Source organism: Bacteroides sp. CAG:189 (assembly GCF_000432295.1).
GTDB classification, from domain to species: Bacteria; Bacteroidota; Bacteroidia; order Bacteroidales; family Bacteroidaceae; genus Bacteroides; species Bacteroides salyersiae.
Genome location: NZ_HF991074.1, coordinates 14,322 through 26,525 on the forward strand (window position 1 = coordinate 14,322; position 12,204 = coordinate 26,525).

The window sequence follows — 12,204 nt, forward strand, 5'->3', positions numbered from 1 at the left end:
GATAGGGAAAGAAGCAAAGTTGAAAAACTTAAATGAAGTAGGATTGAAAGGATTATCAGATAGAATTACTAATAAAATAAAAAAATAGTATTATGAAATTGAAGTATTTATTGGCTGCTTGTACAGCCTTTTTTCTTGTATCTTGCAGTAATGATGATGAACTGTCCCAACCGCCACAGCACGGTGATATTGTGGGATTGAATATCAAAGATGCAAAGTATATCTATACAAGTGGAACTAATACCCGTTCTTCTTCTGCCCAATATCGACAGATTAAGAAAGACGGTAGAGACATGGAATTATCGTGGATTGACAATAAGGGTGATACGATTAGAATAAGCGGTTCATTTTCAATATGGGATATTAATAAAAAGTATCTGATGTTTACAGGTGGGGACATCAATTACAGACCAACGTATGACGAAGATGGCTTCTTGCTACCGAACGAAGAGAGAATAGGCGGATATTCCTATCTTGTCGATAAATCCACAGAAGCGATATATGATTTAGGTGCAGGACTAAATGGAGAGAATGCCGTAACAGACAATAAGGGAAATATCTATGTCATGGCTAACATGGAAAACAATATGGGTGGAGGAAGACTTTATAAAATTCATACACAGGATATTTCTAACTTAAAGTTAGAATTGTATGCAGATAATTCCCTTTCTTTTGTTGTCAACAATAAGGGAACTTGTTTCTATGGTTACAGATATATCCGTCCGTCGTATGGTACGCAGCAGTTTATCATTTCTAATTTTATCCCCCACACAGAATATGGAAATGCTTTTGTATCTCACGACAACGAAGATTTATATCTCACTGCTGTTAGTGGAGAACATGAATCTTACAAACTTGTAGTTAGCAAGCTAAATGAGAATAAAGAACTCCAAAGTCAAATTATGGCAGAGACGGAATCTCTTGATTATTGGGGAAGACCACAACCCAATGATATACAAGTGAAATGGAATGAACGCAGGGCTACAATGCTGATAAATTATTATGGTCGCACTTATGAATATCAGTTTGCTACAAAGGCATTGACAGAAGTTTCAGCTAATTTGAATGGATTTTTTGCCACCGATCGTTCCACTTATGTCACAACAAATGCTTTATATGCACGAAAATCTGTGGATAAATTGGATATTATAGCATTGGAGGACTACAGTATCAAGGAATTGGACTTGTCAAGCAAAGGCATTGATTTTCGTTCCATTTATACAATGGAGGGTTCGGATTTGCTATATTTTGCAGGTTTTCAATATAGTACAAGCCAATCTGTTATCGGAACGATTGATATAGACGGTAATGTGGAAATTACGGAATCAACGCCTAATCCTATTACCAACATCGTACAGATAAATTAAGATCGCATACAACAAAAAAGAAATTAATATCAAGGAAAATATGAAATTTAGAATTCTATTTTTTATTTGCATTATAATATCATCAGTTGATATAGCTAGTGCGCAGAATCTTGTGACTAAAAAAACTTATTGGGATTGGGGGAATTCCCGTTTACATGAGTCTTTTACTGTAATTGCGGGTACTGGAACAAGACATGGTTCCTATAAGGAATACGACAGGAATGGAATGTTACTAATCTCCGCAAACTACAATCATGGAGCTTTACATGGATTATGTATCGAATATTTCGGAACATCCGAAAAATATATTTCTAAATCCACAAACTATCTAAATGGGAAAAAGAGCGGAGTGGAAAAGAATTATAATTTGGGAAGTAGTGGGCACTATCTCTTGGAAGAATGTATATATAAGGAAGATGAAATGATAGAGAAAACATCCTACTACACGGATGCCAAAAATAGAGGGCAAAAGAAAAGCCATGCAAAATTAGTAGATGACAAACAATATAACACAAACTGGTTTCAAAACGGACAAATAGAATACAAAGGAATACTTCAAGTGACACCGGGAAACTATGGAAATATAACAACTCCAATTCAGTATACCAGATATAGCGAAACGGGCATATTAATTGAGAAACTAGATGATAATATCATTTCGTTTTATGCGGAAGATGGCAAAACTATCACACAAAAAGAGAACCTAAGCACAGATGTGATAGAATGTTATGATAATGGTACTTTAACCAAATCTATAAAAGTTCTGAGAGAAGCAGGAAATGAATATTATGAGGTATCTTTATATAAAGATAACGAAGTATATTCTAAGAAGATAGTAGATCAAAATGGAAATGATGTGGAGCAATTAAGAGAAGAAAAGCTATTAGAACTTCAGTATGATTCCTTATATAACAAGCTGCAAGAAATTCTCCCTACAAAAGTTTCCATGAATATAAAAGAAATGGAGTTTGTTCGTCCTGACGTAGTATATTGTAGAAAAGGATTATATGAGAGTAGTGGAAAATCCTCGGCTTTAGAGACTGCGGTTAAAATGCATAAAAAAGAATTAGATGATGTTATTCGTCTACGCAATGAATATACGGAAAGAGGGATTAAAGAAAACGATGGAAAATATTATAAATCGATAAAATTAATAAGTGAATACATTGATAAAATCAATCGAGATTTCATGCAGAAGTATGACACTTTATCTATGATGAAAAAAATGGTAGAACAGATTTCTGACGACTTACAATGCGTGGAATGTTCTTACACTTATTATAGAGGTCAACAAGGGTATAAAGATAATGTGCCCAAAATACACAAGAATGCTTACAATGCATATCTTGCAACAACTGAATACCTTACTTTAAGCTTGGAGGGTAAAAACTTGAGCGAGACGTTGGCTATACTCCAAAAGTATGCAACTGTTAGTTCCAAAATGAGGAAATGGTATAGCAAGAAAATTACTCCTATTGAGAAATTATTTAAAAAAGCAGAGACTTCCGAAGCTAAATTGGATATTTTCTTGAATAATGATGTGGAATAAAAAACATTTGTTCTCATGTAATGAAATATAAATCAAAGTATTACATACTAACTACGAACAAGAACCGCTATAATGTCAAGTTGTAGCGGTTTCTTTTTTTCGAGAGTTACGTCGTAAAATGACGTATATGTCTTAGTTACTTTGCTCACACTAAGACTAAATAAGAAAAAGAATATGAAAAAATTGGGTATATTCAAATATGAGTATGTAGGTGAGAGAGCCATACAATCCGGTTTCACTGAATTGGATAAAATTACATTCGGATGGAAAAAAGGAGAATTAATTGTGATTGGTGGACGCCCAGCAATGGGAAAAACAGCATTAGCAATATCCTTGGTGAGAAATATCGCCATCCTTAATAGAACCCCTATTGCTTACTTTAGCCTCGAAATGTCCACTGTTCAATTCATGAATCGTTTTTTATCAAATGTAAGCAACGTGGAAATAAATCATGCAGAATTGTATAGTGAGAAAGAACAAGCCTTATTGGATGATGCAGAAAAAATTATAGAAGATGCACCTATCTTTCTGGATGATACACCAGCGTTATCTATACAAGAACTTCGCACTAAGGCATCTCGCCTTGTACGAGAACATCAAGTTAAGCTAATTATCATTGACTATCTCCAACTGATGAATACAAGTGGCATGAGTTATAGCAATCGTGAAGAAGAGGTTAGCGTAATTACTCGTTCGCTCAAAGCATTGGCTATGGAATTGAATATTCCTATTATAGCTTTCTCACAGTTAAATCGTGGTAAAGAATCACGTGAAGGCATTGAGGGAAAACGTCCTCAATTAAGTGATCTACGAGAATCCAGAACTATTGAGCAAGATGCAGATATGATTTGCTTTATCCATCGTCCCGAATATTACAAAATATACCAAGATGAAAAAGAAAATGATTTGCACGGTATGGCTGAAATCATAGTTGCTAAAAATCGTAATGGAAAGACGGGAAATACTTTATTAAAATTTTCCAGTCAATTTGCACGTTTTGATAACATAGCTGATAACATAATCCATTAGAAAGAAAGCTACAATGAGAGTAAAGTCTTTTAAGTTTAAGGTTATTAGAGATAGTAAAAGTATAATCTTGTCACTAAACTTCTCTGATTTGTCTATTGAGGTTATTCGCCAATTAATTAGTAACTCTATCAAATTGGAAGCAAACAAAGAGTGTAAATTACTATTTATTGGGAATATAGACTGCAAATTAGAATTAGAGGATATATATAACCTTGCTAGCTTTATACAATCAATTGTAGGTAAAGCATTAGTTTGGGATATTATAAATGAAGCACCCAAGAATGATGAACCGGAAGATTTGGCAGGCTACTTAATTATAGCACCCAATTAAACCACATTAGTTATGGTCTCTTAGCTGGTCTTCCATAGAAGAGGGGGTACACAATCCCCTCAATCTATATTTCTTCATATAAATCACATATAATAGAAAGAACACTTAAGGACTACGAGATTCTTGAATGGCAAATCACTTTAAATCATTTGTGCTTCTGCTGTAAACTGAATCCTAAAAATAATCAAAAGATATATTGGAAAATATTCTCGAATTTTCAAGTGGTCCCCGAAACGGTCTCCGTAAAAAATAAGCCCTCGAAAGTGCTTGACTTTCAAGGGCTTTAAAGTGATAGTTGAGGTTCCTGGCGGATTCGAACCGCCGTACATGGTTTTGCAGACCACTGACTAAGCCACTCATCCAAGGAACCTTATTTCCCATTTGCGGTTGCAAAGGTAGTATAAATTTTCAAACTACCAAACTATCCACAGCAATTTTTCTTTGGATGTTTTTTAGTGACTTTGCACTCTTGTTGCTTCTTATCGAGCTGACGCTTTAATTCACAGCCACTTGCGCAACTTGCACAAGGATTTTCATTATTTTTCGTACTGCGAAAAAAATTATAAATCCCATATACCATACGAGCCACGCATAACACTATTAGTAAAGCAACGACCCATTCCTGCCAATCCCAGGTCATAAAAACAATCCTCCTATCTGATAAACAACAAAAGTCAATACCCATGCCAATACAGTGGTATACCCCGCCGTGAAAAATGCCCATTTCCAACTTCCCGACTCCTGTTTTATAGCTGCAAATGTAGCAATACATGGAAAATATATCAACACAAACAACATATAACAGAAAGCGACAAACGGAGTTATCGGAATCCGCTCTCCTAAAGTGGTATCATCCACATTAGCATCATTTGTATAAAGCACACCGAGCGTACTAACCACCAATTCTTTCGCACCAACTCCGGAAATCAGACCAATGCCCAACTTCCAATCAAATCCCATAGGTTCGATTATCGGCTCGATTGCTTTTCCGATCTGCCCTATATAAGAGCTCTCTTGCTGTTCGGCAACCGTCTCATAAGCATCATGATTGGGATAATACCCCAAGAACCAGATAATGACAGATGCAATCATTATAATTCCTCCCATCTTACGAAGATACTGTTCACCTTTATCCCACGTATGACGGAAAATAGCTTTCATTGTCGGCATACGATAAGGCGGCAGTTCCATCACAAACGGAGTATCATCACCTTTAACCAAAAACTTGCTGAACAAACGAGCCAACAGCACTGCCAGCAAAATACCGATACAGTAAATAGAAAACAATACCAATCCTGCATTGTTCGGGAAGAAAGCGCCTACCAACAACAAATAAATCGGAAGACGGGCGCTACAAGACATCAACGGATTGACAAGCATCGTTACAAGACGGCTTTTCCTATTTTCTATGGTACGGGAAGCCATGATAGCGGGAACATTACATCCGAATCCCATGATAAGAGGAATAAACGATTTGCCGTGAAGTCCCATCTTATGCATTATTTTATCCATGATAAAAGCTGCACGAGCCATATATCCGGAATCTTCCATAAGGGAAATAAAGAAATAAAGGATCAAGATGTTAGGCAAAAAGACGATCACCCCGCCTACACCACCAATAATACCATCTATCAACATATCTTTCAACGGCCCCTCACCCATATGATTATTGATCAGGCTCCCTAATGCCTCTACCAACCATTCAATTCCCATCATCGGATACTCCCCAAGCACAAAAGTACCTTCAAACATGATATACATGAAAAGGAAAAAGATGGGATATCCCCACACACGATGTGTCACGATGGCATCAAGGACCTTCGTCATCTGCGCCTTCTCCTGATGATTGTCAATAAATGTCTCTTTTAATGCACCACTAATAAAACCATATTTCGCATCGGTAATAGCAGATTCACTATCTTCATTCAATGCAACCATGATACGTTTAGCTGCCTTATCGCGTATCCGGATAATTTCTTCCGAATTGGGCAACGTACGAATAATACGTTCAACATCAGGATCGTTTTCTAAAAGTTTTATCGCAAGAAAACGAGTGGAATATTTAGAGCGGATGGCTTCATTTTTCGAGATTTCCTCTTTTACCGCATCAATGGCTTTCTCCAAATCAGGGCCATGGTTGATGTGAATATGACGGAACACGCGTTCCCCCGATTTATGAGGATGAACATAATCTTCCAAATGTTCTTCGTGATGAGTTTCGTCTACGTGGGTACGATGCCAGTCTTGCAGTTCTTTTGCAACTTCCGGATTTATATTTCCATTTTTATCAAAGAAATCACCCCCTTCATAAAGATTGATGATAACATGGAACAGATGGTCGATACCTAAATTCTTTTTACAAACAGTAGGAACCATAGGCACGCCGAAAAGTCTGCTCAGCAATCGATAATCGAGAGTATTGCCACTGGACTCAAGTTCGTCATACATATTAAGGGCAATAACCATGCGGACGTTCATATCGATAAGCTGAGTCGTAAGATAGAGATTACGCTCCAGATTGGAAGAATCCACAACGTTAATGATCACATCCGGAGTTTCATCAATGATATGCCGGCGCACATAAATTTCTTCGGGTGTATAGGCCGAAAGAGAGTAAGTACCGGGGAGATCGACTATCTTAAAATGATAACCTTCAAAGTCAAAATACCCTTCTTTAGCATCGACAGTCACTCCGCTATAATTACCCACATGCTCGTGAGCACCGGATGCGAGATTAAACAAAGAAGTCTTTCCACAATTCGGATTACCAACCAAAGCTACATTAATAGTTCTTCTCTTCCCAAGTGCCAACCGCTTCAACTCTTCCTCACCCGGATAAACATTTTCGCTTATGCCTTGATGATAGTCCTGATGCTGATGCACCTGTTCTGCCGCTTCTTGTTCACTGATGATTTCTATCATGTCGGCCTCCTGCCGGCGAAGCGAAATCTCATAACCTAATACTTTGTATTTAATGGGGTCTTTAAGGGGGGCGTTGAGTAATACTTCTACGGTCTTACCTTTGATAAAACCCATCTCGACAATACGCTTACGGAAGCCTCCGTGGCCGAGTACCTTAACAATAACACCCTTCTCTCCTGTTCTTAATTCGGACAAACGCATACTTTGTTCTATTAATTTTCTGCAAAGATAACGGATAAGTTTCTACGATACAAATTATTTAGAATGTTTTTAAATAGAGATACTTTTCACACGAAACGACACGCCAAATGTTACAACAATCAGACCGGTTTAATTTTATTATTCGAATCATTTTATAAATTATTTATAATATGTTTATCTTTGCAACATGATACGTAAAAAGGTTGCACAATATATTGATAACGAGCATTTATTTTCTTCAAAAGCCCACATTATCGTAGCATTGAGCGGTGGTGCCGATTCGGTGGCATTGCTACACATTCTTCATACATTGGGATATAATTGCGAAGCCGCACACTGCAACTTCCATCTACGGAAGGAAGAATCAGACAGGGATGAACGGTTCGTTCGGGATTTATGTGCGACAATGAAAATACCCTTGCATATTGTGCATTTCGAGACAGAACAATATGCAACCGAGAATAAAATATCGATTGAAATGGCAGCGCGTGAATTGCGTTATCGCTGGTTTGCAGAGATAAAAAAACAGACAAATGCCGATGTCATCGCCGTGGCTCACCATCAAGATGACAGCGTAGAGACGGTATTGCTTAATCTTATACGTGGGACAGGAATAAACGGATTATTGGGAATACGGCCTAAAAACGGAGATATCGTGCGGCCGCTTTTATGTATCGACCGAAAAGAAATTATTGATTACCTGCAAAGCACCGGTCAGCAATACGTGACGGACAGTACAAATCTGCAAGACGAATACACCCGCAACAAAATACGTCTGAACCTGTTGCCACTTATGCAGGAAATTAATCCGGCAGCAAAAGAACATATTATCGATACCAGTAATTATCTGAACGATGTAGTGCGTATATATAATAAAGGTATAGATGAAGGGAAACAACGGATAATGGAAAAAGGCAATATCCGTATCACTGCATTGCTAAACGAACCCGCCCCGGAAACACTGCTATTCGAAATACTCTATCCGTTGGGATTCAACCCGGCACAAACTAAAAACATTCTGACTGCATTAAATAAACAAGCAGGCAAACAATTTATAAGCAAAGAAGGTTGGAGAATAACGAAAGACAGAGAATATCTGCTGATAGACAAAAAGGAAGAAAAAGAATACCCTCCTTTCAAACTAATCAGAGAAGAAAGAGAATACACAAGGGATTTTATTATTTCCCGCGACAAACACATTGCCTACTTTGATGCTGACAAATTAGTCGAAAAACTCAGCTTAAGAAAATGGCAGACGGGAGATACCTTTATCCCTTTTGGAATGAAAGGAAAGAAAAAAGTAAGCGACTACCTGACAGACAGAAAATTCTCCGTCATCCGGAAAGAACAACAATGGATTCTATGCTGCGGGGACAAAATAGCTTGGGTAATAGGAGAACGGACCGACAATCGTTTTCGAATAGACGGGAACACAAAAAGAGTAATCATCCTAAAGATTAACGAGGAATAATGTGCCAATTCCTCTTCCGCTTGCTTTCCGTTATTCGGTTTCAGCGTGCGAAAGAGGATTTTTATTGATAGACTATAAGATTGTTTTCGGATCTTTCTGCCGGGTAAAACACTGCGAAAGCAACACAGCAAACGGAGTATCATACACTCTCGCCTGTTGCGTACATGATTTAACACAAGCACAACACTTAATACACTTTTCTACATCCGTTTGTGTTTCATTACCTTTCAATATGGCGCCTGTCGGACAATGACGTACACATGCACCACAATGCGTACAAAGACTTTCGTCTTCCAACCACGGTGTACGCGGCAAAGGCACACCGCTCTTACGTAGTTTTATCACCTTACGCAAAAAGCGAAATAACGGAAAAAAAGGTTGTCGCGGCCGGGGAATAGCCCGGACATCAATCGGATAAAGAGTTTCCAGGCTGGAAGCTGCTTCTACTTTGGCTTTCAATTTCTTGCCGAATTCCACTGCTAATTCCAAATCATTAGAGTCAGGACGCCCTGCCGCAATCGGATATTTCGCACTGCTATAAGAGTGTTCACCTATAAAAGTCGCCCCGGCAATTACCTTAAATCCATTCAGTAAAACAAAGGCATCCAGTTCCGTCAAAGCTTTCTCATAAGCACGATTACCATAAACCACCACCAATGCTATCGGAGTATCGTTACCCCGGATACTTTCCAGACGCTCCATTGCCAACGGAGCTACATGTCCGCCATATACAGGAACTACCACAACAGCCAATGCAGAAGTCGGAAGCTCCATTTCTTCAACCGGTTTTAAGGTTAAATCGGTCGTTGAAAAATTAGTTATTCCTATTCCGTGAACAATTGCTTCACCTACTTGTTTAGATGTGTGGGTAGGCGAAAAATAAATAAGATGAGCTTCAGTAACTATCATAATGTTCAATTTTAAGTAACAAAGATACACTTTTAAATGAAAAAAATGATGATTTATTTATGAAACCAGAATTATTTATTATCTTTGCGCCGTTGAAACACTCTGCTATTTCTCACCAGAGGGAAACAACCAGATATCCAATTCAACAGAAATATCCCAGATTCATAATTTAAAGCATATGTTCACATGACCAGTGACAAGTGAAGTCCTGTTGTGTTGTTCATATTTCAGCTGAACAGAAAAATATTAATAACTTACTATACTGTATGTATAACATTATCCAATTGAACGACAAAGATTTGTCGGAACTACAAACTATTGCCCACGAACTGGGTATAAAAAAGACAGACTCACTAAAAAAAGAAGAACTTGTTTACAAAATCCTTGATGAACAAGCTATCGCCGGCGCTACTAAGAAAGTTGCGGCAGATAAATTGAAAGAGGAAAGAAACGAAGACAAGAAAAAACGGTCACGCGTAGCAGTGAAGAAAGAAAACAAAGTATTTTCTGCTACCAAAAACGGTGAGATAACCAAGGCAGAAACAACTGCACCGGCTCCGGCAACTAAAGCACAAGCACAAGAAGCCGCTACTGTAAAACAAGAAACCGCTACTCCCGCAACAGAGACTCCTGCAGCCGCTCCGAAAAAGAAAGTAGGACGTCCACGCAAAAATCCAGTAGTAAACAAACCGGTAGAAGAACAGCCTGCCGCTAAAGAAGAAAAAGAAGTGGTGGTAACGGAAACCAAGAAAGCGGAAGAAGAAAAGAAAACGGAAGCGAAACCGGCTTCCAAACCAATCTCTAAGCCTGCTTCTAAACCGATTTCCAAACCGATTATCAAGCCCAAAGCTCCGGCCGTTGTTGATGAAGAAAGTAAAATCCTGTCGGAAAGCTCTGATGACGACTTCATTCCTATAGAAGATCTTCCATCTGAAAAAGTAGAATTACCAACTGAATTATTCGGTAAATTCGAATCGACCAAGGCTGAAACAATCACCCTTCCTGCCCCTGAACAAGCGCAAAACCAACCGCGCCCCCGTGTTATACGTCCACGTGACAATAATAATAACAGCAATAATAACGCTCCAAGAAATAACAACAATCCCCGTCTGCCTATGCAAAGACCTGCGCAACAACAAAATGCAGGTGAAAATGTACCGGCACCGGAACGTAAAGTCATAGAGCGTGAAAAGCCTTATGAATTCGATGACATCCTGACCGGTACAGGCGTATTGGAAATCATGCAGGATGGTTATGGATTCCTACGTTCTTCGGACTATAATTACCTTTCATCTCCGGATGATATTTATGTATCCCAATCACAAATCAAGCTATTTGGTCTGAAAACAGGAGATGTAGTAGAAGGTGTAATTCGTCCGCCCAAAGAAGGCGAAAAATATTTTCCATTAGTAAAGGTATCGAAAATAGACGGACGTGATGCAGCATTTGTACGCGACCGCGTTCCTTTCGATCACCTGACTCCCCTTTTCCCGGACGAAAAGTTCAGACTTTGCAAAGGGGGATATTCCGATTCTATGTCTGCACGTGTAGTAGACCTGTTTTCTCCGATCGGTAAAGGCCAACGTGCACTGATCGTAGCACAGCCTAAAACAGGTAAGACATTACTTATGAAGGATATTGCCAACGCAATCGCCGCCAACCATCCGGAAGTATACATGATAATGTTGCTTATCGATGAGCGCCCGGAAGAAGTAACGGACATGGCACGTAGCGTAAACGCAGAAGTTATTGCATCGACTTTCGACGAACCTGCAGAGCGCCACGTAAAAATTGCAGGCATCGTACTTGAAAAAGCCAAAAGACTGGTAGAGTGCGGACACGATGTTGTCATCTTCTTAGACTCCATCACTCGCCTTGCACGCGCTTACAATACTGTTTCACCGGCATCCGGAAAAGTACTTTCGGGTGGTGTGGATGCCAATGCACTGCATAAACCCAAACGCTTCTTCGGTGCGGCCCGTAATATCGAAAACGGAGGTTCGCTGACCATTATCGCAACCGCATTGATCGATACCGGTTCGAAAATGGATGAGGTTATCTTTGAAGAATTTAAAGGTACCGGTAATATGGAACTTCAACTCGACCGTAACTTATCTAACAAACGTATCTTCCCGGCTGTTAATATTGTGGCTTCAAGTACACGTCGTGATGATTTGCTGCTTGATAAGACTACACTCGACCGTATGTGGATATTACGTAAGTATCTGGCGGACATGAACCCGATAGAAGCGATGGATTTCGTAAAAGACCGTCTTGAAAAGACTAAAGACAATGACGAATTCCTGATGAGCATGAATAGCTAAAAGATGATTATCATAACTTCAGAGCAGACACGGATAAACACCGGAAAAACATACCCCCGGATATCCCAATCATAAAGACACCGGAGTACGGAATACCGTCA

8 protein-coding genes, 1 tRNA gene and 1 pseudogene are annotated in these 12,204 nt (G+C 38.9%); 6 read left to right on the plus strand and 4 right to left on the minus strand.

What is annotated here, in order from left to right; genetic code table 11:
- Positions 1-92 precede the first annotated feature (92 nt).
- From QVP90_RS11070 to QVP90_RS11085, 4 genes and pseudogenes are all read left to right on the plus strand, one after another.
- Complete coding sequence (locus tag QVP90_RS11070; protein ID WP_021936439.1) at positions 93-1,367, plus strand: hypothetical protein; 1,275 nt, start codon at positions 93-95, stop codon at positions 1,365-1,367.
- 40 nt (positions 1,368-1,407) lie between these two features.
- Positions 1,408-2,916: a hypothetical protein gene (locus tag QVP90_RS11075; RefSeq protein WP_021936440.1), complete on the plus strand. Its 1,509-nt coding sequence runs from the start codon at positions 1,408-1,410 to the stop codon at positions 2,914-2,916.
- Positions 2,917-3,126: 210 nt separating this feature from the next.
- Positions 3,127-3,939: pseudogene (locus QVP90_RS11080) on the plus strand (DnaB-like helicase C-terminal domain-containing protein); the annotation flags it as partial.
- A gap of 19 nt (positions 3,940-3,958) precedes the next feature.
- Positions 3,959-4,276, plus strand: a complete 318-nt coding sequence (locus QVP90_RS11085; RefSeq protein WP_021936441.1) for a hypothetical protein — start codon at positions 3,959-3,961, stop codon at positions 4,274-4,276.
- Positions 4,277-4,574: 298 nt separating this feature from the next.
- On the opposite strand, the gene QVP90_RS11090 is transcribed toward QVP90_RS11085, so the two are convergent.
- The 3 genes from QVP90_RS11090 to feoB all read right to left on the minus strand — a co-directional run bounded on the left by QVP90_RS11090 (position 4,575) and on the right by feoB (position 7,399).
- Positions 4,575-4,646 (minus strand) — tRNA-Cys (locus QVP90_RS11090).
- 51 nt (positions 4,647-4,697) lie between these two features.
- A complete protein-coding gene (locus tag QVP90_RS11095; RefSeq protein WP_005930226.1) occupies positions 4,698-4,916 on the minus strand; it encodes a hypothetical protein in 219 nt (72 codons plus the stop codon).
- Positions 4,913-7,399 (minus strand): ferrous iron transport protein B, encoded by a 2,487-nt coding sequence (gene feoB, locus QVP90_RS11100; protein WP_021936442.1) that lies wholly within the window; start codon positions 7,397-7,399, stop codon positions 4,913-4,915. The genes QVP90_RS11095 and feoB overlap by 4 nt, the downstream gene beginning before the upstream one ends.
- A 187-nt stretch (positions 7,400-7,586) precedes the next feature.
- Between feoB and tilS the strand changes: the two genes are divergently transcribed.
- The gene (gene tilS / locus QVP90_RS11105) at positions 7,587-8,870 is read left to right on the plus strand and encodes a tRNA lysidine(34) synthetase TilS (protein WP_007481677.1); all 1,284 of its coding nucleotides are present in this window, start codon (positions 7,587-7,589) and stop codon (positions 8,868-8,870) included.
- 72 nt (positions 8,871-8,942) lie between these two features.
- Here tilS and QVP90_RS11110 read toward each other — a convergent pair whose 3' ends face one another.
- Positions 8,943-9,779 carry a 4Fe-4S binding protein gene (locus QVP90_RS11110; RefSeq protein WP_005930219.1) on the minus strand — a complete coding sequence of 279 codons (837 nt, stop codon included), beginning with the start codon at positions 9,777-9,779 and terminating at the stop codon, positions 8,943-8,945.
- A 266-nt stretch (positions 9,780-10,045) separates the two neighbouring features.
- Here QVP90_RS11110 and rho point away from each other — a divergent pair, with 266 nt between their 5' ends.
- Positions 10,046-12,103, plus strand: a complete 2,058-nt coding sequence (rho, locus tag QVP90_RS11115; RefSeq protein WP_021936443.1) for a transcription termination factor Rho — start codon at positions 10,046-10,048, stop codon at positions 12,101-12,103.
- The last annotated feature ends 101 nt before the right edge of the window (positions 12,104-12,204 follow it).

What these genes read in the sequence shown, in the direction of transcription:
- QVP90_RS11070 (WP_021936439.1), top strand. Translation starts at nt 93, where the DNA reads ATGAAATTGAAGTATTTATTGGCTGCTTGTACAGCCTTTTTTCTTGTA.
- QVP90_RS11075 (WP_021936440.1), top strand. Translation starts at nt 1,408, where the DNA reads ATGAAATTTAGAATTCTATTTTTTATTTGCATTATAATATCATCAGTT.
- QVP90_RS11085 (WP_021936441.1), top strand. Translation starts at nt 3,959, where the DNA reads ATGAGAGTAAAGTCTTTTAAGTTTAAGGTTATTAGAGATAGTAAAAGT.
- QVP90_RS11095 (WP_005930226.1), bottom strand. Translation starts at nt 4,916, where the DNA reads ATGACCTGGGATTGGCAGGAATGGGTCGTTGCTTTACTAATAGTGTTA.
- feoB (WP_021936442.1), bottom strand. Translation starts at nt 7,399, where the DNA reads ATGCGTTTGTCCGAATTAAGAACAGGAGAGAAGGGTGTTATTGTTAAG.
- tilS (WP_007481677.1), top strand. Translation starts at nt 7,587, where the DNA reads ATGATACGTAAAAAGGTTGCACAATATATTGATAACGAGCATTTATTT.
- QVP90_RS11110 (WP_005930219.1), bottom strand. Translation starts at nt 9,779, where the DNA reads ATGATAGTTACTGAAGCTCATCTTATTTATTTTTCGCCTACCCACACA.
- rho (WP_021936443.1), top strand. Translation starts at nt 10,046, where the DNA reads ATGTATAACATTATCCAATTGAACGACAAAGATTTGTCGGAACTACAA.